Genomic DNA, 23,602 nt, shown 5'->3' on the forward strand with positions numbered 1-23,602 from the left:
GGTGTCCTATCGTGATAGCGGTGACGATCGAGGATTCCGCCATCATGCCCCAGGCGTTCTTCACTGTCGACGGCGACTCCTACTTGCCGACCACGCTGACGCAAGGACCGTGGGGCGCGGCGATGGGCGGACAGAACGTCGGCGGCCTACTGGCGTTTGGGATAGAGCGATCGGGCATCGACCCCGAGTTTCAGCCGGCGCGCCTGACCGTCGACCTGTTGCGCCCGGTCCTGCTCGAGCCGGTGCAGATAGCGACGTCGGTCCAGCGCGAGGGCCGGCGCATCCGCCTGGTCGACGGCGCGCTCGTGCAGCACGGCCGGACCGTCGCGCGCGCCAGTGCGCTGTTTTTGCGGCGCGGCGATCACCCCGACGGTCAGGTGTGGTCCGCCCCGGCGGAAATGCCGCCCCTTCCGCGGCGCTCCGACGGCTTCCCGGCGGACATGCCGTTCCTCATCTGGGGGTACGGCGCCACCGCCGAAGGCACCCCGGGCATCGCGGCCGGCGAGTGGGAACAGGCCCATTCGCAGAAGTTCGCGTGGACAAGGCTGTTCCGCCCGATGGTGCAGGGGTTCCCGCTGACGCCTTTCGTGCGCCTGGCCTTCGTCGGCGACGTCACGAGTTCGCTCACCCATTGGGGCACTGGCGGATTGCGCTACATCAACGCCGACTACACCGTCACCGCGAGCCGCCTGCCCGACGGCGAATTCCTCGGGCTGGCGGCCCAGAGTCACTACGGCAGCGAGGGCGTGGCCACCGGCACCGCAACCCTTTTCGACCGGCACGGGCCGATCGGCTCCAGCACCGCGCTGGCCCTGGCGCAACCCGCCGATGCGTTCAAGCCGGCCTATCAGTAGCTCAGTCCATCAGCTGAGCGGCTACCGTCGCGCCCAGTTCCCAGCACGCCTCCAGGTCGGCCTTGCTGGGCTTGCCCGAAACCACCACGGTCTCAGCCGCTTTCGTCCACCCCAGCCCGGTGGTGATGGCATCGACGCCCCGTTCGGCGCCCTCGGTCCCCTGGTTGCCGTGCAGGTACAGCCCGAACGGACGCCCCCGCGTGGCGTCGAGGCACGGGTAGTAGCAGACGTCGAACGCGTGCTTGAGGGCCCCGCTCATGTAGCCGAGGTTGGCCGGGGTGCCCAGCACGTAGCCGTCGGCCTCGAGCACGTCGGACGGCGCCAGGGTCAGCGCGGGCCGGCGCACCACCTCCACGCCCTCGATCTCGGGGTCGGTGGCGCCGGACAACACCGCCTCGAACATCTCCTGCGTGTGCGGCGACGGCGTGTGGTGCACGATCAGCAGCGTCTTGCTCATCGGCCGGCCTGGAGTTCGACCGCGGTCTTCATGGCCTCCCGGGCGCGGCGTCGATCGCCCGCGTAGTCGTAGGCACGGGCCAGCCGGTACCAGCGCCGCCAGTCGTCGGGATCGTCCTCCACCTCGGTGCGCACGGTCGCGAACAGCGCGTCTGCGGCGTCGCGCTCGATGCGCCCCGACGGCCGCCGCGGCAGCGCGCTGGTGTCGAGTTCCAGCCCGTCGTCGGCGATCAGGCGGGCCAGCCTCTGATGGGCGAACCCGGCCCGCAGGGTGGCGACCATCGTCCAAAGGCCGATGAACGGCATGACCAACAGTGCCCCGCCCAGACCCACGGCGGCGGGCCGCCCCGAGGCGATCATCGCGACGGCCATGCGGCCCAGCAGCACGAAGTACACCAGCATCGCCAGGCACAGGAACGCGATCAGCAGCTGGATGCGAACGATACCGTTCATTGGCCCCTCATTGGCCCTCATTGCAGGTCGAGGAGCGGTTCAAGGCCGACCGTGAGCCCGGGACGTTCCCTGACGCGCCGCACGGCCAGCAGCACGCCGGGCACGAACGACGTGCGGTCCAGGCTGTCGTGGCGGATGGTCAGCGTCTCCCCCTCGGTCCCGAACAGGATCTCCTGGTGGGCGACCAGCCCGGCCAGCCGCACCGAGTGCACCGGTATGCCCTGCACGTCGGCGCCGCGGGCCCCGTCCAGGCTGGTGGTGGTGGCATCGGGGTTGGGCGGCATGCCTTTCCGCGCCTCGGCGATCAGTTTCGCGGTGCGCGCCGCGGTGCCCGACGGCGCGTCGGCCTTGCGCGGATGGTGCAGCTCGATGACCTCGGCCGAGTCGAAGAACGGCGCGGCCTGCTTGGCGAAATGCATCGACAGCACCGCCCCGATGGCGAAGTTCGGCGCGATCAGCACCGACGTGTCGGGGCTATCCGCCAGCCACGCCTGCACCCGCTCGAGGCGCTCCTCGGTGAACCCCGTCGTGCCGACCACGGCGTGAATTCCGTTGCGGACGAGGAACTCTAGATTGCCCATCACGACGTCGGGGTGGGTGAAGTCGATGACCACCTCGGTGGAGCCGTCGGTCAGCAGGCTCAGCGGGTCGCCGGCGTCGACCTCCGCGGACAGGCTCAGATCGTCGGCGGCCTGCACCGCCGCCACCATCGTCGAACCGACTTTGCCCTTGGCCCCCAACACGCCTACCCGCATAGCTTCAGCCTAGACCGGGGCGTTGTCGGGTCTCGAATTTGGAAGCTCTTTCACAGGTCGGCGCGCTATTGTTGATAACCACAGCGGCCAAAATTCATAGCGTGCTTTCCAATTCAGTCGGAAGCCAGAGGAGATGAGCTATGGCGGCGCGATTTGCGGGCGTGGTGGCGGTAATTGGGCCACTTTTGATCGCCGGAGCGGCGTGGGCGCCCCCGGCTCAGGCCGACGCCACCAGCTATCTCAACCACCTGCACAGCGCCGGTATCCGCGACTACGACCGCGGTGATGACGGGCTGCTGCAGGTGGGCCAGAAATTGTGCAATCAGATCACCTACGGCGCTTCTCCGGCGGAGCTGGTGGGCCTTGCGCTGCAACACTCCGACGCCACGCTGGGCCCCAACGGGCTCACCCCGGAACAGGCCAACGCGCTCGTCGGCTACGCAATCGTCGATCTTTGTCCGGGCGCCTAACCCGATTTGGGGCCGGATTTGGGGCCGGATTTGGGGCCGGATTTGGGGTGGGTTTCAGGGTGGGTTTTAGGGCACCGCGTATTCGGGGCAATATGACGCGGCGGCCGCGGCGACCATGAACTGCACGTCGTCGTTCGATATGCCGTTGGTCTCATGCAATTCGTCGCTTTCCACGAGCGCGTTCATGCTGTAGCCGTCGGCCAGCAAGCGGCAGACGTTGTGCGCGAAACCGATCAGCTCCTGATCGCCATGCTCCATGGTGATGCCGCGCTCGTGGGCCGCGTTGAGAAACGCGGTGTCGCTGTTGGTGTCGGTGTCGTCGGCCTGCGCCGGCGCCGCGAGGGCGGTCGCCGCCCCAACGGATAGCGCCGCTATCGCCAACGAAATCCGGCGCGAGATCCGGCGCGAGATCCGGCGCGAGATCCGGCGGTTCATGGTGCCGCATCGTAGCCGTTCGCCCGGCCGCGGTGGCTTTATCCCCAGTTGGCGGTTCATCCACAGCCACGGGTCTTGCGATGGCCGGCCCCGGCTTCCGCCGCATAAAATTCGAACATGCATTCGATTGCCGAGCCGCCGGAGGTGGCCGCCGCATTGGACGCGCTCGACGCGGCCGTCGCGGTGGTCGCGGGGCTCGATCTCGGCGCGCTGGCTCCGGGCGTTCGGCTGGGCGCGCTGGAGCGAATGGAGACCGCGCGACGACGCCAGATCGCGCTCAGCCACGACGTCATCGGCGCCTTGGCGCAGGAGGACCCCGCGGACCTCGGCGGCCCGGCCCACCAAGTGGTGGCCGACTGGCTGCGCATCAGCTACACGGAGGCGCGCCGCCGCATCCGCGACGCCCATCAGCTGTCCCCTCGGCTCACCCTGACCGGCCAGCACCTGCCGCCCGAACTGCCGGCCACCGCCGTGGCGTGGCGAGACGGGATGCTCGACGCCGAGCACCTGCGAGTGATCCAGACCTTCGTGCATGACCTGCCCCGGGACACCCCGGTCGCCGTCGCCGAGCACGCCGAACGGCGACTGGCCGGGCACGCCGCCGACCTGCGCCCCGACCAACTGCGCAGGGCCGCCAACCGCGCCGCCGTCCTCATCAACCCCGACGGCAAGTTCTCCGACGCCGACCGCGCCCGGCAGCGCGGCTTCACGTGGTGCCCCCAGCGGGCCGACGGCATGAGCCTCGGCAAGCTGGTCGCCACCCCGGAGTTGCGCGCCAACCTCGACACCTGGCTCGCGCGGTTCGCTGCCCACGGCATGTGCAACCCGGACGACGAAACACCCTGCGTCACAGACCAGCCCGACGATGCCGCCGCCACGCGGGATGGACGCACGCTCGCCCAGCGCCAACACGACGCGCTCAACGCCCTGGTTCGTGGGCAGCTGGGCGATCCTAAGCTGGGCCAGCACAACGGATTACCGGTGGCCGTGGTCGTGTCGACCACGCTGCGGGAGCTTTGCTCGGGTGCGGGACGGGCCGTGACGGGCGGTGGGACCGAGCTTCCGATGCGCGACCTGATTCGCATGGGCAGCCATGCTTGGCACTACCTGGCGGTGTTCGACGAACACTCGAGTCGCCCGCTGTACCTCGGCCGCACCCGCCGCATCGCGTCACCGGATCAACGCATAGTGCTCTATGCAAAGGACCGGGGCTGCACCCACCCGGGCTGCGACGTGCCCGGCTACTGGTGCGAGGTCCACCACATCGACGACTGGGCCGCCGGGGGCAGGACCGACGCCGACAAGCTCACCTTCACCTGCCCGGCCAACCACAAGCTGATCGAAAAGGGTTGGCGGACTAGAAAGCTGCCCGACGGGCGCACCGAGTGGATCCCCCCGCCCGGTCTCGACCGGGGGCAAAGACGCACGAACGACTACCACCACCCCGAGCGCGTCGTCGACGACGACGATGACGACGACGAACCGGGATGACGCCGTGCACCTAGATCTTGAACCGCCCGGCGAACCCGCGCAGCGGCAGGTCGGCGCTGGTGATGAGCCCCGGCGGCGCCGCCACCACCGACTTGATCGAGGCCAGCGCGGGCATGCCGGTGACGGTCATGCCGATGGAGGCGAAGCTGTCCGGATTGGACAGGTCGACGCCGGGTTTGGGGAAGATCATGTGCTTGTTGTAGATGCACGGATCGCCCTTGATCTGGGTGATGTAGCAGCCCTTGATGTTCCAGCTCGGGTCGGTGTGCGGGGTCATCTGCCACTCCAGGTGCGTCTCGACGCGCGGAACCCCGTCGACCATGCCCTGGTACTTGATGTAGTTGCCGCCGAGCGAGCCCTTGGGCAGCGTGTACCAGCCCAAATCGACGTCCTTGGTGCAGGCGCCCAGCTCGTAGCTGAACGCGACCTCGTCGAGGGGCAGGTCGAAGCAGTCGGCCATCATCAGCACGCTGTCGGCGAACACCCGGGTGTACTTCTCGAGCTTCGACGGGATTTCCGGGTCGTCGACCGGCTGGCCGTAGCCCACCTCGATCCAGGTGTCCTTGGAGTGGTGGCACGACACGTCGACGGACTCGATGGTGGTGATGTTCTCGATCTCGGCGACGTCGGCCGAGCACACCACGCCCAGGATCTGGTTGAGGCCTGGGTTCATTCCGGTGCCGTAGAACGTCGCGCCGCCCTTCTCGCACGCCTCGGCCAGCAGTTGGGTCACCGGCTTGCCCGACGGGTGCGGGTGGTTCTTGTCGCGGTGCCACCCGGTGATCCAGTCAGCCGTTGTGACGACGTTGATGCCGGCCTCGAGCACTTTGACGTAGAGATCCTCGTCGGGGAAGACCCCGTGGAAGGTGAGCACGTCCGGCCGGGCGGCGATGATCTCCTCGACGGTGCCGGTGGTCATCACCCCGTTGGGTTCGATTCCCGCGACCTCGCCGGCATCGCGCCCGATCTTCTCCGGCGAATAGCAGTGCACACCAACGAGTTCCAGGTCGGGTCGCGTGGCGAGCCGCTTGATCATCTCCTTGCCGACGTTTCCGGTGGCCACCTGGAAGACGCGGATCGGTGCTGAACTCATTGCATTGAGCCTTCCTGTGCTGCGACCGCCTCGGGATAAAACTGCTTGGCCCACTTGCGGATTGCGGTGAAGCCCGCGTACTCGTCGGTGGCCAGCGCCGGCGGGTCCGAGTAGCGCTGGTGCCCCCAGATCTCGATGTCCTGCTCGAACTGCCGGATCACCTCGCGCCCGAATTCGGCCCCCCTCGCCTCGGCCCGCGCCGGATCCTTGCCCGACTCGAGCTCGGGGCGGCCGATGTAGACCATGAACCGGACGTCGGAGGTGCAGTCGTCGACGGGGGTGACCGCGGAGATGGTGCGGTTGTCGACCATCCCCCAGCTCTTGGTCACCGCGATGCCCAGGCCGCCGTTGATCGCCTGCACGCCGCTGTTGACGTCCTCGATCCTCTGTCCGTCGTCGCCCTCGAACGTGATGGTGAAGTCGACGAAGGACACCGCGTCGGCGAAGTCGTGACGGGTGAACACCGGGACGATCGGGGTGTTGTGCACGTACTTGAAATGCGCGAAGTCCACGCCGTTTTCGAGCACGTACTGCGGGTGCAGCTCCAGGCCCGCCCGGTACAGGCGCTGCTGCGGGTAGTAGTCGCCGGCGCCGCTGCCGTCGCCGAACGAGGCGAACACGTCGGGCGCGTCGAAGAAGGGCTCGCGGCGCGCGACGTCGTGCCAGATGTAGACCGAGGCGTTGCGCTCCACCACGGGGTAGGTGCGGATGCGCCGGCCGCGGTTGGGCCGGTCCTGGTACGGGATGCAGATGTTGCGGCCCTCGCGGCTCCACTGCCACCCGTGGAACGGGCACTGCAGCACCTCGCCGACGACCTTGCCGCCGTAACCGAGGTGCGCGCCGAGGTGTTCGCAGTAGGCGTTCATCACGGTGAGCGCGCCGGACTCGGCGCGCCAGGCGACCATTTCCTGGTCGAAGTACTTCATCTTGTGCACGTCGCCGACGCCGATCTCGTCGGACCAGGCGACCTGGAACCATCCGGTCGGCTTCATCGACAACGGCGGCTTAGCCATCGAGCTCCCTCCTCGCACAATCACAGTACCTTCTATGAAAATGCTAGGCTAGGGAGGTGCCCGAGGCTCAGGTCGCCCGCAGGCGCCCCAACCGGCGCGGCCATGCGACGCGCGAGAGCATGCTCGAGGCCGCGCTCAAGTCGCTCGCCTCCGGCGAGCCGGGCTCGGTGTCGGCCAACCGCATCGCCAAGGACATCGGGGCCACCTGGGGCGCGGTCCAGTACCAATTCGGCGACACCGACGGCTTCTGGGCCGCCGTGCTGCACCGCACCGCCGAGCGGCGCGCGGCGGTCTTCTCCACGCTGTCGGCGCCGGTGCAACCCGACGCCCCCCTGCGGGAGCGGGTCGGCGCGATCATCGACACCCTCTACCGGGGCCTGGCGTCCGCGGATTCCCGCGCGATCGAAAACCTGCGCGCCGCACTCCCCCGAGATCCCCGCGAGCTGGAACGCCTCTACCCGCGCACCGCCGCCGAGTTGTTTTCCTGGGGCAAGAGCTGGCTCGAGACCTGCCAAAACGCCTTCGCCGGCCTGGACGTCGACCCGGACCGCGTCCGCGAGGTGGCCGCCCTGATCCCGGGCGCGATGCGCGGGCTGGTATCGGAGCGCCAGCTGGGCTCCTACGTCGACCTCGACATGGCGCGCCGGGGCCTGACCAACGCGCTGGCCGCCTATCTGGAGGGGCCCGTTTAGCCTTGACCCGTGCAGGCCAGCGACGTCGCGATCCGGGAAGCCACGCCCGACGATTTCGCCGCCGTCGCGGACATGCACTATCCGGCGTGGCGGCGGTCCTGGACCGGGATCCTCATCCCCGCGGTCCTCGACCTGCTCGGGCCGGCGAGACGCTGGGTCGCCGACGTCTACCCACAGAACCTGAGCCGGCCAGGGTGGCACATGTGGATCGCGGAATCCGGCGGTCGGACGCTCGGCGTGGCCATCTTCGGGCCGGACGCCGACGTCCCCGCCGACCTGCAGATCGACGCGCTCTACGTCGCGGACGAATGCCAACGGCGCGGGATCGGCGGCCGCCTGCTCGACGAGGTGCTGGGCGCGCATCCTTCCGGTGACGTGATCCTGTGGTGCGCCGAACAGAACGCCAAGGCGCGCCGCTTCTACGAGAAGAACCACTTCCACGCCGACGGCCGCACCCTCACCTGGGAGCCGCTGCCCGGCATCAGGGTGGCCCACCTCGGCTACCGGCTCAGCCGCCGGTGACGAGTCCGCTCGCGTTGCGGCCATCGTTGCGGTCGACCCACTCGGCGGTCAGCCGGGCGATGACGTCGGGGCGCGAGGTGACCACCCAGTGGCCGCCCTCGATCTCAATCACCCTGCCGCCGCGCGGAATCGCACCGGTGAAGCGCTGCAGGGCGGGGGTCACGAAGACGTCGCGGCGCGGCACCAGGACCTGGACGGCGACGGTGGTCTGCGGCAGCAGCGGTCCGGGCCGCAACATCGGGCCGGGCATGTTCGCGCGGTACAGGCTCAGCCCGTTGACGTAGTCGGCGATCGACCGCGGCGGCGCGTGGCGCCGGCTGCGCGTGCTCGACGCGCCGATGCGCTCGAGCGCCTCGTGGACTTTCACGCCGATCCGGGAGCGGAAGACGAGTTCGGGCACGCCGGGGCACAGGAAGAACGCGATGTAGGCCGAACCCAGCAGCTGCCTGACGACCTGCCCGACGGCCCGCGGGGTGCGCGCCGACCGCAGGAAGGCGCCCGCGTGGCGCAGGTGTGGACCCGAAATCGAGGTGAAAGAAGCGACTTTGGGCATCACCGAGTCGTCGGTGACCGCCGCCCAGGCCTGGATCGAGCCCCAGTCGTGGGCCAGCAGGTGCACCCGCCCGACGCCCAGGCTGTCGATCACCGCGCCGATGTCGGAGATCAGTTGGGCGAACGCGTATCCGGATCGCGTTGCGGGACGGGAGGATTCGCCGGCGCCGCGGACGTCGTAGGCCACGACGTTGTAGGCCGCCCCGGCCACCACGTTGTAGGCCGCCCCGGCCACGACGTTGTAGGCCGCCCCGGCCACCACGTTGTAGCCACCGGGCCGGTGCCGGTCCAATTCCGAGGCCACCCCGTCCCAGAGGTGGTGGTTGTCGGGCCAGCCGTGAATGGCGAGGATCGTCGGGCGCGCGGCGTCGACCTCGGTATACCGGTGCACCGCGAGGGTGACGCCGTCGGAGGCGGTGACGCGCAAGGGTGCCGGCATGGCTCAGCGCGACGCGCGCGCCGCCGGCGAGACCGCCAGGTAGTTGACCGCCCGTTCCAGGCCGCCCAGCTGGGACGGGTGGAAACCGGGCCGGTAGTAGTCGAAGACCACCCGCACGAAGCGCATGGGGCCGGGCACCAGGCCACGGCGGGCCGCGCGGAAGTAGTCCCGCCAGCGCGCCTTGCTGCCCGGCGGCAGGCAGGGGTCCACCGAGTAAAGGAACCGGACCCCGCGAATCCAGAACAACAGCATGGCCGGCGTCACGATCAGCTGGGCGCGCGCCCGTCGCAGGTAACCGGCCCGCAGGTGCTGCATGGTGTCGAAGGCGACGGCCTTGTGCTCGACCTCCTCGGCACCGTGCCAGCGCAGCATGTCCAGCATCACCGGGTCGGTGCCGATGGCGTCGTGGGCCGGCGAGTCGAGCACCCACTCGCCCAGGATGGCGGTGTAGTGCTCGACCGCGGACACGATCGAAATCTGCTCCAGCAGCCAGCTGTTCTGCCGGCGCGGGCTCCACCCGGGCCGCGGGCCCAGCAGCCTCTCGAACAGCCACCGGATCTGGGCGGTGAACGGGGTCAGGTCGACGCCGGCGGCGGCGAAGTGGGCGAGCACCTTCGAGTGCGCCTGAGAATGTATGGCCTCCTGGCCGACGAAGCCCTGCACGTCCAGACGCAGCTGGTCGTCCTTGATCAACGGCAGCGCCTTCTTGAACGCGTCGACGAAGAACTCCTCGCCTGCGGGCAGCAGCAGGTGCAGGACGTTCAGGACGTGCGTGACGAACGGCTCTCCCGGCACGTAATGGAACGGCAACCGCGCCAGTCGAACTCCACGTCGCGCGCCTCGAGGACCAGCCGCTCGTGGTCCAGCGACGCGTCATGCGGGCCCGCTGCCTGGTCGTCGACGGTGAACATCGTGGGCCCCCTACGCGTTTCAGTGCTGGTGAGTATAGGCGTCGTAGCGGCGCAGATCGTATTGCCCGGGATCCGTGCGGGCCAGCATGGCGCGATGTTCGGCCGGGGTGAAGGGCCACACCTCGGGCACCCCGTCCTTGTTCAGATACCAGCTGTCGCAGCCGGTCGTCCACACGGTGTCCGGCATCGCGGCGCGCAGCCGCTCGTTGTAGCGCTCGGTCGCCGACTGCGTGGGCTCGACGGTGTCGAATTCGCCGCGGCGCCAACCCCGGATCCACCGCAGGATGTGGTCGGCCTGGTGCTCGGCCACCGCGGTCAGCGAGTGGTTGCCCACCGGGCTGTGCGGGCCCAGCATCATGAAGAAGTTGGGGAAGCCGGGCATGGCCACGGTCTGGTGGGCGCGCGGGCCATCCCGCCACACCTCCTCGGCGGCGACGCCGTCGCGGCCGAACAGCCGCATCGGCCGGAAGAACGCGTGGGTGTCGAAACCGGTGCACAGCACGATGACGTCGGCCTCGTGCAGGGCGCCGTCGTCGGTCACGATGCCGCGGGGCTCCACGTGGTCGATGCCGGCGGTCACCAGTTCGACGTCGTCGCGCTGGATCGCCCGGTAGAAGCCGCCCGAGATCACCAGCCGCTTGCACATCGGCTGGTAGCCCGGAGTCAGCGCCGCGCGCAGCCTCCGGTCGCGCACGCGGCTCAGGTTGGCCCGGCACAGCGCGCCCATCATCCGGCGCCGCAGCCCGGGCTTGGTCAGCGCGACGGCAAAGGTGTCGAACACCAGGCTGTACGCGCGGTACGCGAATCGATCCAGCCACGGGAGCGCCCGGTGGGTGACGTCGGCGAGCCGGGAGTAGCGCGGGTTGGGCATCGGCACCACCCACTGCGCGGTGCGCTGGAACAGCAGCACCCTGCCGGCCACGCCGGCGAGCGCGCAGACCAGCTGCACGCCGGTGGATCCGTTGCCCACCACCGCGATTCGCCGCCCCGCCAGTTCGACGGAATGATCCCAACGGGCGGAGTGAAAGGCGTGGCCGGCGAAGTCGTCCAACCCGGCGATCGACGGGATCCGGGGGTGATGCAGCACGCCCGTCGCCGAGATCAGGAAGTCCACGGTCGATTCCGCGCCGGCCCCAGAGCCGGCGTCGGTGCGCAGCAGCCAGCGCCCGTCCTCGAAACGGGCGCTGACGATTTCGGTGCCGAACCGGATCCGCTCGCGCAGCCCAAAGTCGTCGGCGACGCCCCGGAAGTAGGCCTGGATCTCGTCGCCGGGCGAGAACATGTGCGACCAGTCGGGTTTCGTGGCGAACGTGTACTGGTAGACGCGCGAGGGCACGTCACACGTCAGCCCGGGGTAGGTGTTCTCCCGCCAGGTCCCGCCCACCTCGTCGGCCTTCTCGTAGATGGTGACGTCCTCGATGCCGCTGCGCAGCAACGCGATTGCGACGCACAGGCCCGACATCCCCGCTCCGACGATGGCGACCGCGGGATCACGCGTGGGGGTATGGCTATCCGGCTTCCGCACGTTGCTTCAACCGCTGCAGGGTGAGCCGGATGTGCTCGGCGTTGGCGGCGGCGCGATCGGCGACGCCGGTGCTCTTGCCGGCGACCTTGCGGAACCACCCGGGCCGGCGGTCCCAGGTGCTTTCGGTCACCCGGCAGCCGCCGTCGCCGCCCGCCACGCCCGTCAAGTCAGTGATGTCGTATTGCCACCGCGCGATCGGCAACACGGCGTAGCGCACGTCGAAGGCGAAGACCCGGCCCGGCTCGGCGTCGGTGACGGTGCACGTCGTGGTCCAACGCCGGCCCGCGTTTTCGTTGCGGCCGACGAACACCGCGCCCGGGCGGACGGCGTCACCCCTGCGCCACTCCATGGCCACCGCCTCCTCGGCCAGCGAGGCCAGCGTCGGAAGGTCGGTGATGATGTCGTACACCGCGTCGGGCCGGGCATCGATCTGCACGCTGGCCGTCACGCAACGCTCACCCATCCGCCGATCATAAAGCCCCGGCGGGTGGCCGACGCAGGACCCTAGACCGGGCAGGCCCCGCGCAGGTGCTCGAAGATCAGCGACGTCTGGGTGCCAGCGACGTCGGCGTCGGCGTTGAGGTTGTCGACGACGAACGCCCGCAGGTCCTCGGTGTCGCGCGCGGCGACGTGCAGGATGAAATCGTCGGCGCCGGCCAGGAAGTAGACGTCCATCACCTGGCGCCGGGTGCGGATCTGCTGGATGAAGCCGCGGATCCTGCCGCGCGCGTGGGACTGCAGGTTGACCGAGATCATCGCCTGCAGCGGCAGTCCGACCGCGACCGGGTCGACGTCGGCGTAGAACCCCCGGATCACCCCGAGGTCCACCAACCGCCGCACCCGCCCGTGGCAGGTCGACGGCGCGATCCCGACCGCCTCGGCGAGCGCGTTGTTGGTGATCCGCGCGTCGTCGTGCAGCAGGCCCAGGATCTTGCGGTCCAGCGCGTCGAGGGCGGCGGGTCGAACATCCTTCGGCGCATCGACCGGCTGGGCGGGCGCCTCGGTAGATGGATCGGGCATGATGCCAGGTTACAGAAGTATCGTCAGGCTATTTGCCGGGCTCGCGAACTTTCTTCACACTTGAGGCATGCGTGTCGGCGTTCCCACGGAGACCAAGAACAACGAGTTCCGGGTGGCCATCACCCCCGCCGGCGTCGCCGAACTCACCCGCCGCGGCCACGAGGTGCTGATCCAATCCGGCGCCGGGGACGGGTCGGCGATCCCGGATGCGGAGTTCAAGGCGGCGGGCGCGCAGCTGACCGGCGCCGCCTCCGAGGTCTGGGCCGCCGCCGACCTGCTGCTCAAGGTCAAGGAACCGGTGCCCGCCGAGTACGGGCTGCTGCGCCGCGGCCAGGTCCTGTTCACGTTCCTGCATCTCGCCGCGTCGCGCGCGTGCACCGAGGCGCTGCTGGCGTCCGGGACGACCTCGATCGCCTACGAGACGGTGCAGGCCGCCGACGGCTCGCTGCCGCTGCTGGCCCCGATGAGCGAGGTCGCCGGTCGGCTCGCCGCCCAGGTGGGCGCCTACCACCTGATGCGCACCCGGGGCGGGCGCGGCGTGCTGATGGGCGGCGTCCCCGGGGTCAAACCCGCCGACGTGGTGGTGGTCGGTGCCGGCACGGCCGGCCACAACGCCGCGCGCGTCGCGGGCGGCATGGGCGCGACGGTCCTGGTTTTCGACGTCAACATCGCCAAGCTGCGGCTGCTCGACGCCGAGCTCGCCGGCCGCTTCGGATTCGTGACCACCCGCTACTCGTCGGCGTACGAGCTCGAGGGTGCCGTCAAGCGCGCGGACCTGGTGATCGGCGCCGTCCTGGTGCCCGGCGGCAAGGCCCCCACGCTGATCACCAATTCCCTTGTCGCGCAGATGAAGCCGGGTGCGGTGCTGGTGGACGTCGCCATCGACCAGGGCGGCTGCTTCGAGGACTCGCGGCCCACCACCCATGACGACCCGACGTTCGCCGTGCACGACACCCTGTTCTACTGCGTGGCGAACATGCCCAGCGCAGTGCCCAAGACGTCGACCGTCGCGCTGACCAATGCGACGATGCCGTACGTGCTGAAACTCGCCGACTCTGGCTCTGGTGAAGGCTGGCGGGCGGCGTGCCGCTCGGATCTCGCTCTGGCCAAAGGGCTTTCGACGCACGACGGCTTGCTGCTGTCCGCCCGGGTGGCCGGCGACCTGGGGCTGCCCCACACCGACCCGGCGGACGTGCTGGCCTGACCGTCAACCGGCCAGGCCGGCCAGGCCGGCCAGGCCGGCGATGATGTCGGCCACCGGCCCCGGGCGCGCGTCGGCGAACGCGGTTCCCGCCCACAGGGCCATCCCGTCGGGGTCCTCCCGCTGGGTCGCCGCCTCCCGTATCGGCAGCGTCATCTGGTGGACCTCCGGATAGCCCAGCGGGGCCACGCCGTCCAGCAGCCGGATGAACTCGTTCTCCAGGCCGCGCGCATACCGGCCGGAGAACGCGCGGCTGACGATCGTCTTGCCGAACAGCTGATTCTTCATCGCCGTGCGATGCGCCTGGTTGGTGCCGGCCTCGTCGGACAGCAGCAGCGCGGTGCCGACCTGCACGGCCACCGCGCCCCTGCGCAGCGCGCCGGCGACGTCGCCCGCGGTGCCCAGCCCGCCGGCGGCGATGAGCGGGACGTCGCGGTGCGCCCGATGGATCCGGTCGATCAACTCGTGCAGCGACTCCGTGCCGGGCTCCCGGTCCGGGGCGAAGGTGCCGCGGTGCCCGCCGGCGCCGGGGCCCTGCACCACCAGGCTGTCCGCGCCGGCGGCCACGGCCACACCCGCCTCGTAGGGCGACGTCACGGTGACCATCACCAGCAGCCCCAGCGCGCTGAGCCGCCGGATCACGTCCGGCGGCGGCGCCCCGAACGTGAACGACACCAGCTCGGGGCGCACGTCGGCGACCACCTCGAGCTTGCGCTCCCAGCCGTCGTCGTCACCGTATTCGGGCCGGCCGACCTCGACCTGGTAGTGATCGGCGATGCCCTCCAGCTCGTCGGCGTAGTAGTCCAGCGCGGCCCAGTCGGCGACGCTGGGCTGGGGCACGAACAGGTTGACGCCCAACGGGCCGGTGGTCAGGGCGCGCGCGGCGGCGATGTCGTCGGCGAACCGTTCGGCGCTCAGGTACCCGCCGGGGATGAAGCCGAGCCCGCCCGCGTTGGACACCGCCGCGGCCAGCGCCGGGGTGCCCGGGCCCCCGGCCATCGGCGCGCCGACGATGGGCACCGCGATATCCCAAAAACCCAGCACCATGGGCAGCTAGTTCGCCGACGGCGAGCGCCGGCACGGCGCGAGTGAGGAGGCGGACATTTGAGACTAATTTACCATCGCCCGAAGTTGTTGGGGCAGCGATCGTTTCGACGCGTACGGGCCCAGAACGGCGGCGCCGTAGCGCTTGCCCAGCAGGCGGCGCGCCACGGCGTTGACCTCGTCGACGGTCACGTCGTCGATCTGTTGCAGGGTGTGTTCGATGCCGCGGTGCCTGCCGTAGTTCAATTCGCTGCGGCCGATGCGGCTCATCCGGGAGCCGGAGTCCTCCAGCCCGAGGACGAGCCCGCCGCGCAGCGAGCCCTTGGCGATGCGGCATTCGTCCTCGGTGATGCCGTCGCGCGCCACCGCGTCGAGCACCTCGGTGGTCACCCGCATGACGTCGGGGAAGCGCTCGGGCAGGCACGCCGCGTACACCGAAAGCGCGCCGCTGTCGGCGAAGATGTCCACCGCCGAGTAGACGGAATAGGCCAGGCCGCGCAGCTCCCGAACCTCTTGGAACAGCCGGGAACTCAGGCCGCCGCCCAGCGCGGTGTGCAGCACCGACAGCGCCCAGCGGTGCTCCCAGTTGCGCCCGGGGGTGCGCACGCCCAGCGACACGTGGGTCTGCTCGGCGTCCCGGTTGACCAGCACCAGCGCGGGGCGGCCGTTGACCCGTCCGGCGCCCTTGCGCGGGGGGACGGGCTGGCGCCCGCGGATCAGGTGTTGCCCGAAGTGCTCGCGCACCAGCGCGACCACCTCGTCATGGTCGACGTTGCCGGCCACCGCGACGACCATCCGTTCCGGGGTGTAGCGCCGCACGTGAAACGAGTGCAGCTGGCCGCGCGTCATCGCCGACACCGAACGCGCGGTGCCGATCACCGGGCGGCCCACCGGGTGGTCGCCGAACAGCGCCGAGAGAAAAATGTCGCCGAGCGCTTCCTCGGGGTCGTCGTCGCGCATCGCGATCTCCTCGAGGACGACGTCGCGTTCCAGCTCGACGTCGTCGGCGGCGCAGGACCCGTTGAGCACCACGTCGGCGACCAGGTCGACCGCCAGCGCGAGGTCGGTGTCGAGCACGTGCGCGTAGTAGCAGGTGTGCTCCCGCGAGGTGAACGCGTTCAGCTCCCCGCCGACGGCGTCCATCGCCTGGGCGATGTCCACCGCGGTGCGGGTGGGGGTCGACTTGAACAGCAGGTGCTCGAGAAAGTGCGCCGCCCCGGCCACCGTGGCACCCTCGTCGCGCGATCCGACGCCGACCCAGACCCCGACCGACGCGGAGCGCACCGAGGGCAGGTACTCGGTGACCACCCGCAGGCCTCCCGGCAGCGTGGTGCGGCGCAGGGCCCGGGCGGTCGCAGGATCAGCCGGTGACCGTGGCGGCATCGGCAGGAGCTGTGGCGGGCGAGGCCGGGCTGTCTGTCGAGTCGTCTTCGGCCACCAGGACCAGGGAAATCTTGCCCCGCTTGTCGATGTCGGCGATCTCCACGCGCAGCTTGTCGCCGACGTTCACGACGTCCTCGACCTTCGCGATGCGCTTGCCCTTGCCGAGCTTGGAGATGTGCACCAGGCCGTCGCGCCCGGGCAGCAGCGACACGAACGCGCCGAAATCCGTTGTCTTGACGACGGTTCCGAGGAACCGCTCGCCCACGGTCGGCAGCTGCGGGTTGGCGATGGCGTTGATCCGGTCGATCGCCGCCTGCGCCGAGGGCCCGTCGGTGGCGCCGACGAACACGGTGCCGTCGTCCTCGATGGAGATCTGCGCGCCGGTCTCCTCGGTGATCGCGTTGATGACCTTGCCCTTGGGGCCGATGACCTCGCCGATCTTGTCCACCGGGACCTTGATGGTGGTCACCCGCGGGGCGTACGGGCTCATCTCGTCGGGCGCGTCGATGGCCTCGGCCATGACCTCGAGAATCGTCAGGCGCGCGTCCTTGGCCTGGGCCAGCGCACCGGCGAGGACCTTCGACGGGATCCCGTCGAGCTTGGTGTCCAGCTGCAGCGCGGTGACGAAGTCCTTGGTGCCGGCGACCTTGAAGTCCATGTCGCCGAACGCGTCCTCGGCGCCGAGGATGTCGGTGAGGGTCACGTAGCGCCGCTCGGTCGATTTCCCGCCGTCGCCGCCGTCGGTCTCGACGTCGTCGGAAACCAGGCCCATCGCGATCCCGGCCACCGGCGCCTTCAGCGGCACCCCGGCGTTGAGCAGCGCCAGCGTCGACGCGCACACCGAGCCCATCGAGGTCGAGCCGTTGGAGCCCAGCGCCTCCGACACCTGGCGGATGGCGTACGGGAATTCCTCGACGCTCGGCAGCACCGGCACCAGGGCGCGTTCGGCCAGGGCGCCGTGCCCGATCTCGCGCCGCTTGGGCGAGCCGACGCGGCCGGTCTCGCCGGTGGAGAACGGCGGGAAGTTGTAGTGGTGCATGTAGCGCTTGGACGTTTCGGGCCCCAGCGAGTCGATCTGCTGGGCCATCTTGACCATGTCGAGCGTGGTCACGCCCAGGATCTGGGTCTCGCCGCGCTGGAACAGCGCGCTGCCGTGCGCCCGTGGGACGACGGCGACCTCGGCCGACAGGGCGCGGATGTCGGTGATGCCGCGGCCGTCGATGCGGAAGTGGTCGGTGAGGATGCGCTGGCGCACCAGCTTCTTGGTCAGCGCGCGGAACGCGGCGCTGACCTCCTTCTCCCGGCCCTCGTAGGTGCCAGAGTCCCCGGTGAGCCGCTCGAGGACCTGGGCCTTGATCTCGGCGGTGCGCTCGTCGCGTTCGGCCTTGCCGCCGATGGTCAGCGCGTTGGACAGCTCCTCGGTGGCGATCGAGGAGACCGAGTAGTAGACGTCGTCGCCGTAGTCAGGGAACACCGGGTAGTCGCTGGTGGGTTTTGCGGCCGCGTCGGCGAGCTCCTGCTGCGCGGTGCAGAGCGCCGCGATGAACGGTTTGGCGGCCTCGAGGCCTTCGGCCACAACGCTTTCCGTCGGGGCCTGGGCGCCGCCGTCGAGGAGTTCGATGACGTGCTCGGTGGCCTCGGCCTCGACCATCATGATCGCTATGTCTTTTTCGTCGTTACCGTCAGCCCCGCCGCCGACTATGCGGCCCGCGACGACCATGTCGAACACGGCCCGCTCGAGCTGCTCGACGGTCGGGAACGCCACCCAGGTGCCGTCGATGAGTGCCACCCGGACGCCGCCGACCGGGCCGGAGAACGGCAGGCCGGCCAGCTGGGTCGAGGCCGACGCGGCGTTGATCGCCAGCACGTCGTAGAGGTCGTTGGGGTCCAGGCTCAGGATCGTCACCACGACCTGGATCTCGTTGCGCAGGCCGTCGACGAACGACGGGCGCAGCGGGCGGTCGATGAGCCGGCAGGTCAGGATGGCGTCGGTGGACGGGCGACCCTCGCGGCGGAAGAACGAGCCGGGGATGCGGCCCGCGGCGTACATCCGCTCCTCGACGTCGACCGTCAGCGGGAAGAAGTCGAAGTGCTCCTTGGGACTCTTGCTGGCGGTGGTCGCCGACAGCAGCATGTTCTCGTCGTCGAGGTAGGCGACGACGGCGCCGGCGGCCTGCTGGGCCAGCCGCCCGGTCTCGAAACGGACGGTGCGGGTGCCGAAGCTCCCGTTGTCGATGGTGGCGGTCGCCTCGAACACGCCTTCTTCAATTTCAGCTACAGACATGGGTGTCCGTATGGCCTCTCTGGGTATTCAGCTATTTCGCGCGTCGGCGACAAGCGGGTGAAACCCGGGAGAGCGATGAGTCTGTATGCGGCTACGGCCATCGATCGAAGCGGCCGAGAAGCCCCAGATCCGGGGAGCCCGGCAGCCACTACCGAAGACCGCCCGATGCAGACTGGGCCGCTTCCGTCTTGACACGCTGGAACGGCACACGCGGATCTGCGCGACCGCACCGTTCGTCCGGGCCGAAGAGGCCCAGAACGCCCCCACTCTACACGGACGCACCGCCCCCGCCAGCGGGGACTCGGGATTCGCCGGGCCGCCCGGCCGCGCTCAGCGACTCGGTCAGCCGCTGGCTCAGCGGCTGCGTCAGCGCCGCAGCCCGAGGCGCTCGACGAGCGAGCGGTAGCGCTCCACGTCGATCTGCGACACGTATTTGAGCAGGCGGCGCCGCCGACCCACCAGCAGCAGCAGTCCGCGCCGCGAGTGGTGGTCGTGCTTGTGCACCTTGAGGTGCTCGGTCAGGTCGGCGATCCGCCTGGTCAGCAGCGCGACCTGGGCCTCCGGGGAGCCCGTGTCGGTCTCGTGCAGGCCGTAGGAGTTCAGGATCTCCTTTTTTTGCTCGGCAGTAAGCGCCACGAATACATCTCCATCAATCGGTCCGCGATCATTGGGTATCAGGGCGCGGCCACCGCGAACCGCAGCACGCGCCGATGTCGCCCGGCAGTTTATCAGCGGTCGGCGGTCCGGCCCGAATCACTCCGTGAGCAGGGCGCGGGCCCGCTCGGTGTCCTCCCCCATGGCGGCGATGAGATCGGCCACGGAGTCGAACTTGCGCTGCCCGCGGATGCGCGCGACGAAGTCCAGCGCCACGTGCTGGCCGTACAGGTCGGCGGTGGTGTCCAGGACGTACGCCTCGACGGTGCGGGTGCGGCCGGAGAACGTCGGGTTGGTGCCGACCGACACCGCGGCCGCGTACCGCTCCCCCGGCGCTATCGCCCGGGGGGTCGCGGTCACCGGGCCGGGCGCCAGCAGGCTGAACCAGGCCGCGTACACGCCGTCGGCGGGGATGGCCGAATACATCGGCGGCGCCACGTTCGCGGTGGGAAAGCCCAGCTCCGCGCCCCGCCCGTAGCCGCGCACGATGACGCCCTCGACGCGGTGCGGGCGGCCCAGCGCGTCGGCGGCCGCCACCATGTCGCCGGCGTCGACGCAGGACCGGATGTAGGTGGACGAGAACGTCACCGTCTCGTTGCTGAAGCCGTCGGAGGGCTCGGACAGCAGCGACATCGACTCCACCGCGAAGCCGAACCGCTCCCCGGCGCGGCGCAGGGTCTCGACGTTGCCGGCGGCCTTTTTGCCGAACGTGAAGTTCTCCCCCACCACGACCTCCACCACGTGCAGGTTCTCCACCAGCAGCTCGTGGATGTACCGCTCGGGGGTGAGTTTCATGAAGTCGGTGTTGAACGGCATCACCAGGAAGACATCGATGCCCAGCTCCTCGACCAGCTCGGCGCGGCGCGCGAGCGTCGTCAGCTGCGCGGGATGGCTGCCCGGGTAGACCACTTCCATCGGGTGCGGGTCGAAGGTCATCAGCACGGACGGCACGTTGCGGGCGCGGGCGGCCTTGACCGCGTGCGCGATCAGCTCGGCGTGCCCACGATGCACGCCGTCGAACACCCCGATGGTGACCACGCATCTGCCCCAGTCCGTGGGGATCTCGTCCTGGCCCCGCCACCGCTGCACGACCGCAAGCCTACGACGCGGGACGGGGATGCCTAAACTTTCAGCTTGTGAGGGCTGACGACGAGCCAGGCGGTATCACCGCGGTCGGCCAGGACTACCTGAAGGTCATCTGGAACGCCCAGGAATGGTCGCCGGAGGGCAAGCCCGAGAAGGTCAGCACCAAGATGCTGGCCGACCGGATAGGGGTGTCGGCCAGCACGGCCTCGGAGTCGATCCGCAAGCTCGCCGAGCAGGGCCTGGTCGATCACGAGAAGTACGGCGCGGTGACGCTCACCGAGGCGGGCCGGCGGGCGGCCCTGGAGGTGGTGCGCCGCCACCGGCTGCTGGAGACCTTCCTGGTCAACGAGCTCGGCTACGGCTGGGACGAGGTCCACGACGAGGCCGAGGTGCTCGAGCACGCGGTGTCGGATCGCCTGGTGGCCCGCATCGACGCGAAGCTGGGCTATCCCCAGCGGGACCCGCACGGCGACCCGATCCCGGCCTCCGACGGGCAGGTGCCCACGCCGCCCGCTCGCCAGCTGTGGGCGTGCGACGACGGCGACACCGGGACGGTGGCCCGCATCTCCGACGCCGACCCGGAGATGCTGCGCTATTTCAGCGACGTCGGGATACAGCTGGACTCGCGGCTGCGGGTGCTGACCCGCCGGGAGTTCGCCGGCATGATCTCCGTGGCGATCGAATCCGCCGACGGCGCCGAGAACACCGTCGATTTGGGCAGCCCGGCGGCCCGGGCGATCTGGGTGGTGGCCTGAGACCCGGCGTGCCGGGCGCTAATCCGATAGCAGGCCCTTGGCGATGTGGGTGACCTGGACCTCGTTGCTGCCGGCGTAGATCATCAGCGATTTCGCGTCGCGGGCCAGCTGCTCCACGCGGTACTCGGCCATGTAGCCGTTGCCGCCGAACAGCTGCACGGCCTCCATCGCGACCTCGGTGGCCGCCTCCGAGGAGTACAGCTTGATCGCCGACGCCTCGGCCAGCGTCAGCGGCTTCCCGGCCCGCTGGCGCTCGATGGTGTGAAAGACCATGTTCTGCACGTTCATCCGCGCGACTTCCATCTTCGCCAGCTTGAGCTGGATCAGCTGGAACTGCCCGATGTTCTTGCCCCACAGCGTGCGCGTCTTCGCGTAGTCCACGCACAGCCGGTGGCATTCGTTGATGATGCCCAGCGCCATCATCGCGATCCCGATCCGCTCGGCGGCGAAATTGTCGCGAGCGCTTTCGCGGCCGTCCCCGGCGGCGTGCTGTTCGCTCTCCCCCAGCAGCCGGTCCGGGGTCAGGCGCACGTTGTCGAAGAACAACTCGCCCGTCGGCGAGGACATCATGCCCATCTTCTTGAACGGCTTGCCCTGCGTCAGGCCCGGCATGCCCGCGTCGAGCACGAAGACCAGCACCGGACGATTACGCTTGTCCACCTTGTCCGCGGACGGATCGCCCTCGTCCAGTTTCGCGTACACGACCAGGACGTCGGCGTAGGGCCCGTTGGTGATGAACGTCTTCTGCCCGTTGAGGATGTAGTCCGCGCCGTCCCTTTTGACGTAAGTCTTCATTCCGCCGAACGCGTCCGAGCCCGAGTCCGGCTCGGTGATGGCCCACGCCGCGATCTTCTTCAGCGTCATCAGGTCGGGCAGCCAGCGTTCCTTCTGCGCCAGCGTGCCGCGGCTCGCGATCGTCGCCGCGCCCAGGCCGAGGCTGACCGAGGCGGTGCTCAGCAGGCCGATGCTGACGCCGGCGAGCTCGGAGACCAGCACCGCCATCATCGACGCCTGGCCACCGCCCCCGAAACCTGCTGAGCCGTCGTCCTTTTCGCTGTGCCCGCTACGCTCGCGGTCCAGCATCTTCTTGACCGCCTCGGCGGCCATCGCGTCGAGGCCGAACTGGCTGAACAGCTTGCGCGCGATCGGATAGGGCGACAGCGCGCCGGTTTCCAGTTCGTCGAGGTGCGGGCGGATCTCCTTGTCGATGAACTGGCGGACTGCGTCCCGGACCATCAGGTCCGTGTCGGACCACTCGAACACGGGTCGCCCGGGATCAGCGCTGGGCGCGCTGGTAGGCGGTCACGACGGCGGCGCCGCCCAGCCCGATGTTGTGCTGCAGGGCGGCCGTGACGTTGTCGACCTGACGCTTGTCGGCGGCGCCGCGCAGCTGCCAGGTCAGCTCGGCGCACTGCGCCAGCCCGGTCGCACCCAGCGGGTGACCCTTGGAGATCAGGCCGCCGGACGGGTTGACCACCCAGCGCCCGCCGTAGGTGGTGTCGCCGTTGTCGACCAGCTTGGGCGCCTCACCCGGGCCGCACAGGCCCAGCGCCTCGTACAGCAGCAGCTCGTTGGCCGAGAAGCAGTCGTGCAGCTCGATCACCTGGAAGTCCTCGGGCCCCAGCCCGGACTGGTCGTAAACCTGTTGCGCCGCTTGCACGTTCATGTCGTGGCCGATGAGGTTCTTGGCGGTGCCGTCGAACGTCGATGCGAAGTCGGTGGTCATGGCCTGCCCGACAATCTCCACCGCCCGGTCGGCCAGCCCGTGGCTGTCGACGAAGCCCTCCGAGGCCACGATCGCCGCGCCGGAGCCGTCGGACGTGGGCGAGCACTGCAGCTTGGTCAGCGGGTCGGAGATCATCCGCGCCGCCAGGATGTCGTCGAGCGTGTAGGACTCCTGGAACTGCGCGAACGGGTTGTTGACCGAGTGCTTGTGGTTTTTGTAGCCGATCTTGGCGAAATGCTCTGCGGTGGTGCCGTATTGGCGCATGTGCTCGCGGCCGGCGGCACCGAACATCCACGGCGCGACGGGCAGTGCGAACTCGTCGATCTCGGCCATCGCCTTGACGTGGCGCCCCATCGGCGATTCGCGGTCCTCGGCGCCACCGCTGAGCGCGCCGGGCTGCATCTTCTCGAAGCCCAGCGCGATCGCGCAGTCGACGATCCCGCCGCGGATGGCCTGCGCCGCCAGGAACAGCGCGGTGGAGCCGGTCGAACAGTTGTTGTTGACGTTGACGATCGGGATGCCGGTCATGCCCAGCTCGTAGAGCGCGCGCTGGCCGGACGTGGAGTCGCCCGAGCAGTAGCCGACGTAGCCCTGCTGCACCTCGCGGTAGTCGATGCCTGCGTCGGCGAGCGCGTTGGTGCCCGACTCCCGCGCCATGTCCGGGTAGTCCCAGCCCTCGCGTCGGCCCGGCTTCTCGAACTTCGTCATGCCGACGCCGACGACGTAAACCTTGTTGGACGTTTTGCTGGACATCATTGGCCCCTTCCGAACCGTAGCCCGTCTAGCTA

24 protein-coding genes and 1 pseudogene are annotated in these 23,602 nt (G+C 69.6%); 7 read left to right on the top strand and 18 right to left on the bottom strand.

All coding sequences use genetic code 11. The features are described from left to right. Nucleotides 1–20 precede the first annotated feature (20 nt). A complete protein-coding gene (locus tag BST11_RS12775) occupies nt 21–854 on the top strand; it encodes a thioesterase family protein (RefSeq protein ID WP_211284704.1) in 834 nt (277 codons plus the stop codon). A gap of 1 nt (nt 855) precedes the next feature. On the opposite strand, the gene BST11_RS12780 is transcribed toward BST11_RS12775, so the two are convergent. Genes BST11_RS12780 through dapB form a run of 3 tightly spaced genes read right to left on the bottom strand, consistent with a single transcriptional unit; the run spans nt 856 to nt 2,518 of the window. Next, entirely contained in the window at nt 856–1,311 is a 456-nt protein-coding gene (locus BST11_RS12780; protein WP_067325408.1) for a flavodoxin family protein, read from the bottom strand. Continuing rightward, complete coding sequence (locus BST11_RS12785) at nt 1,308–1,763, bottom strand: tetratricopeptide repeat protein (protein ID WP_083138331.1); 456 nt, start codon at nt 1,761–1,763, stop codon at nt 1,308–1,310. The genes BST11_RS12780 and BST11_RS12785 overlap by 4 nt, the downstream gene beginning before the upstream one ends. A gap of 17 nt (nt 1,764–1,780) precedes the next feature. Further along, entirely contained in the window at nt 1,781–2,518 is a 738-nt protein-coding gene (dapB, locus tag BST11_RS12790) for a 4-hydroxy-tetrahydrodipicolinate reductase (protein ID WP_083138332.1), read from the bottom strand. A 140-nt stretch (nt 2,519–2,658) separates the two neighbouring features. On the opposite strand from dapB, the gene BST11_RS12795 reads away from it, so the two are divergent. After that, a complete protein-coding gene (locus tag BST11_RS12795) occupies nt 2,659–2,988 on the top strand; it encodes a DUF732 domain-containing protein (protein WP_083138333.1) in 330 nt (109 codons plus the stop codon). Nucleotides 2,989–3,054: 66 nt separating this feature from the next. Here BST11_RS12795 and BST11_RS12800 read toward each other — a convergent pair whose 3' ends face one another. After that, the gene (locus BST11_RS12800; protein WP_158086789.1) at nt 3,055–3,423 is read right to left on the bottom strand and encodes a DUF732 domain-containing protein; all 369 of its coding nucleotides are present in this window, start codon (nt 3,421–3,423) and stop codon (nt 3,055–3,057) included. Between the two features lie 117 nt (nt 3,424–3,540). Here BST11_RS12800 and BST11_RS12805 point away from each other — a divergent pair, with 117 nt between their 5' ends. After that, a complete protein-coding gene (locus BST11_RS12805) occupies nt 3,541–4,914 on the top strand; it encodes an HNH endonuclease signature motif containing protein (RefSeq protein WP_083138335.1) in 1,374 nt (457 codons plus the stop codon). 10 nt (nt 4,915–4,924) lie between these two features. Here BST11_RS12805 and BST11_RS12810 read toward each other — a convergent pair whose 3' ends face one another. Both BST11_RS12810 and BST11_RS12815 read right to left on the bottom strand, forming a co-directional pair. Beyond that, nucleotides 4,925–6,007 carry an NAD(P)H-dependent amine dehydrogenase family protein gene (locus BST11_RS12810; RefSeq protein ID WP_083138336.1) on the bottom strand — a complete coding sequence of 361 codons (1,083 nt, stop codon included), beginning with the start codon at nt 6,005–6,007 and terminating at the stop codon, nt 4,925–4,927. Then, nucleotides 6,004–7,020, bottom strand: a complete 1,017-nt coding sequence (locus BST11_RS12815) for an aromatic ring-hydroxylating dioxygenase subunit alpha (RefSeq protein ID WP_083138337.1) — start codon at nt 7,018–7,020, stop codon at nt 6,004–6,006. Before BST11_RS12815 ends, BST11_RS12810 begins: the two co-directional genes overlap by 4 nt. Before the next feature lie 119 nt (nt 7,021–7,139). Here BST11_RS12815 and BST11_RS12820 point away from each other — a divergent pair, with 119 nt between their 5' ends. Both BST11_RS12820 and BST11_RS12825 read left to right on the top strand, forming a co-directional pair. Next, nucleotides 7,140–7,712, top strand: a complete 573-nt coding sequence (locus BST11_RS12820) for a TetR/AcrR family transcriptional regulator (RefSeq protein WP_083138338.1) — start codon at nt 7,140–7,142, stop codon at nt 7,710–7,712. A gap of 9 nt (nt 7,713–7,721) precedes the next feature. Continuing rightward, nucleotides 7,722–8,234 carry a GNAT family N-acetyltransferase gene (locus tag BST11_RS12825; RefSeq protein WP_244897635.1) on the top strand — a complete coding sequence of 171 codons (513 nt, stop codon included), beginning with the start codon at nt 7,722–7,724 and terminating at the stop codon, nt 8,232–8,234. Here BST11_RS12825 and BST11_RS12830 read toward each other — a convergent pair. From BST11_RS12830 to aldR, 5 genes and pseudogenes are all read right to left on the bottom strand, one after another. Further along, nucleotides 8,221–9,225 (bottom strand): alpha/beta fold hydrolase, encoded by a 1,005-nt coding sequence (locus BST11_RS12830; protein WP_083138339.1) that lies wholly within the window; start codon nt 9,223–9,225, stop codon nt 8,221–8,223. The genes BST11_RS12825 and BST11_RS12830 overlap by 14 nt on opposite strands. A 3-nt stretch (nt 9,226–9,228) precedes the next feature. Then, nucleotides 9,229–10,136 (bottom strand): annotated as a pseudogene (locus BST11_RS12835) (metal-dependent hydrolase). 19 nt (nt 10,137–10,155) lie between these two features. Continuing rightward, entirely contained in the window at nt 10,156–11,661 is a 1,506-nt protein-coding gene (locus BST11_RS12840; RefSeq protein WP_264010356.1) for a flavin-containing monooxygenase, read from the bottom strand. Beyond that, entirely contained in the window at nt 11,645–12,124 is a 480-nt protein-coding gene (locus BST11_RS12845; RefSeq protein ID WP_083138341.1) for an SRPBCC family protein, read from the bottom strand. The genes BST11_RS12840 and BST11_RS12845 overlap by 17 nt, the downstream gene beginning before the upstream one ends. Nucleotides 12,125–12,165: 41 nt before the next feature. Next, nucleotides 12,166–12,681, bottom strand: a complete 516-nt coding sequence (aldR, locus tag BST11_RS12850; protein WP_083138342.1) for an HTH-type transcriptional regulator AldR — start codon at nt 12,679–12,681, stop codon at nt 12,166–12,168. 67 nt (nt 12,682–12,748) lie between these two features. Between aldR and ald the strand changes: the two genes are divergently transcribed. Then, nucleotides 12,749–13,885 carry an alanine dehydrogenase gene (gene ald / locus BST11_RS12855; protein WP_083138343.1) on the top strand — a complete coding sequence of 379 codons (1,137 nt, stop codon included), beginning with the start codon at nt 12,749–12,751 and terminating at the stop codon, nt 13,883–13,885. A gap of 3 nt (nt 13,886–13,888) precedes the next feature. Here ald and BST11_RS12860 read toward each other — a convergent pair whose 3' ends face one another. From BST11_RS12860 to BST11_RS12880, 5 genes are all read right to left on the bottom strand, one after another. Next, the gene (locus BST11_RS12860) at nt 13,889–14,929 is read right to left on the bottom strand and encodes a nitronate monooxygenase (protein ID WP_083138344.1); all 1,041 of its coding nucleotides are present in this window, start codon (nt 14,927–14,929) and stop codon (nt 13,889–13,891) included. Nucleotides 14,930–14,992: 63 nt separating this feature from the next. Beyond that, entirely contained in the window at nt 14,993–16,309 is a 1,317-nt protein-coding gene (locus BST11_RS12865) for a M16 family metallopeptidase (protein ID WP_083138345.1), read from the bottom strand. Then, a complete protein-coding gene (locus tag BST11_RS12870) occupies nt 16,287–18,593 on the bottom strand; it encodes a polyribonucleotide nucleotidyltransferase (RefSeq protein ID WP_083138346.1) in 2,307 nt (768 codons plus the stop codon). Before BST11_RS12870 ends, BST11_RS12865 begins: the two co-directional genes overlap by 23 nt. A 366-nt stretch (nt 18,594–18,959) precedes the next feature. Beyond that, a complete protein-coding gene (gene rpsO, locus BST11_RS12875; RefSeq protein ID WP_067325350.1) occupies nt 18,960–19,229 on the bottom strand; it encodes a 30S ribosomal protein S15 in 270 nt (89 codons plus the stop codon). Between the two features lie 117 nt (nt 19,230–19,346). Further along, nucleotides 19,347–20,336 carry a bifunctional riboflavin kinase/FAD synthetase gene (locus BST11_RS12880; RefSeq protein WP_083138347.1) on the bottom strand — a complete coding sequence of 330 codons (990 nt, stop codon included), beginning with the start codon at nt 20,334–20,336 and terminating at the stop codon, nt 19,347–19,349. Nucleotides 20,337–20,383: 47 nt separating this feature from the next. Here BST11_RS12880 and mntR point away from each other — a divergent pair, with 47 nt between their 5' ends. After that, complete coding sequence (mntR, locus tag BST11_RS12885) at nt 20,384–21,088, top strand: manganese-binding transcriptional regulator MntR (protein WP_083138348.1); 705 nt, start codon at nt 20,384–20,386, stop codon at nt 21,086–21,088. Nucleotides 21,089–21,106: 18 nt separating this feature from the next. Here mntR and BST11_RS12890 read toward each other — a convergent pair whose 3' ends face one another. Both BST11_RS12890 and BST11_RS12895 read right to left on the bottom strand, forming a co-directional pair. Continuing rightward, complete coding sequence (locus tag BST11_RS12890) at nt 21,107–22,351, bottom strand: acyl-CoA dehydrogenase family protein (protein ID WP_083138349.1); 1,245 nt, start codon at nt 22,349–22,351, stop codon at nt 21,107–21,109. Between the two features lie 13 nt (nt 22,352–22,364). Beyond that, nucleotides 22,365–23,567: a lipid-transfer protein gene (locus BST11_RS12895; RefSeq protein WP_083138367.1), complete on the bottom strand. Its 1,203-nt coding sequence runs from the start codon at nt 23,565–23,567 to the stop codon at nt 22,365–22,367. Between the last annotated feature and the right edge of the window lie 35 nt (nt 23,568–23,602).

The organism is Mycobacterium alsense (assembly GCF_002086635.1).
Lineage (GTDB): Bacteria > Actinomycetota > Actinomycetes > Mycobacteriales > Mycobacteriaceae > Mycobacterium > Mycobacterium alsense.

Excerpts from the sequence above, each read along its gene's own strand:
- BST11_RS12780 (WP_067325408.1), bottom strand. The coding sequence starts at position 1,311 with ATGAGCAAGACGCTGCTGATCGTGCACCACACGCCGTCGCCGCACACG.
- BST11_RS12895 (WP_083138367.1), bottom strand. The coding sequence starts at position 23,567 with ATGTCCAGCAAAACGTCCAACAAGGTTTACGTCGTCGGCGTCGGCATG.
- BST11_RS12815 (WP_083138337.1), bottom strand. The coding sequence starts at position 7,020 with ATGGCTAAGCCGCCGTTGTCGATGAAGCCGACCGGATGGTTCCAGGTC.
- BST11_RS12865 (WP_083138345.1), bottom strand. The coding sequence starts at position 16,309 with ATGCCGCCACGGTCACCGGCTGATCCTGCGACCGCCCGGGCCCTGCGC.
- BST11_RS12810 (WP_083138336.1), bottom strand. The coding sequence starts at position 6,007 with ATGAGTTCAGCACCGATCCGCGTCTTCCAGGTGGCCACCGGAAACGTC.
- BST11_RS12860 (WP_083138344.1), bottom strand. The coding sequence starts at position 14,929 with ATGGTGCTGGGTTTTTGGGATATCGCGGTGCCCATCGTCGGCGCGCCG.
- BST11_RS12830 (WP_083138339.1), bottom strand. The coding sequence starts at position 9,225 with ATGCCGGCACCCTTGCGCGTCACCGCCTCCGACGGCGTCACCCTCGCG.
- BST11_RS12820 (WP_083138338.1), top strand. The coding sequence starts at position 7,140 with ATGCTCGAGGCCGCGCTCAAGTCGCTCGCCTCCGGCGAGCCGGGCTCG.
- BST11_RS12795 (WP_083138333.1), top strand. The coding sequence starts at position 2,659 with ATGGCGGCGCGATTTGCGGGCGTGGTGGCGGTAATTGGGCCACTTTTG.
- BST11_RS12800 (WP_158086789.1), bottom strand. The coding sequence starts at position 3,423 with ATGAACCGCCGGATCTCGCGCCGGATCTCGCGCCGGATCTCGCGCCGG.
- BST11_RS12870 (WP_083138346.1), bottom strand. The coding sequence starts at position 18,593 with ATGTCTGTAGCTGAAATTGAAGAAGGCGTGTTCGAGGCGACCGCCACC.
- BST11_RS12785 (WP_083138331.1), bottom strand. The coding sequence starts at position 1,763 with ATGAACGGTATCGTTCGCATCCAGCTGCTGATCGCGTTCCTGTGCCTG.
- BST11_RS12805 (WP_083138335.1), top strand. The coding sequence starts at position 3,541 with ATGCATTCGATTGCCGAGCCGCCGGAGGTGGCCGCCGCATTGGACGCG.
- dapB (WP_083138332.1), bottom strand. The coding sequence starts at position 2,518 with ATGCGGGTAGGCGTGTTGGGGGCCAAGGGCAAAGTCGGTTCGACGATG.
- ald (WP_083138343.1), top strand. The coding sequence starts at position 12,749 with ATGCGTGTCGGCGTTCCCACGGAGACCAAGAACAACGAGTTCCGGGTG.
- BST11_RS12845 (WP_083138341.1), bottom strand. The coding sequence starts at position 12,124 with ATGGGTGAGCGTTGCGTGACGGCCAGCGTGCAGATCGATGCCCGGCCC.
- aldR (WP_083138342.1), bottom strand. The coding sequence starts at position 12,681 with ATGCCCGATCCATCTACCGAGGCGCCCGCCCAGCCGGTCGATGCGCCG.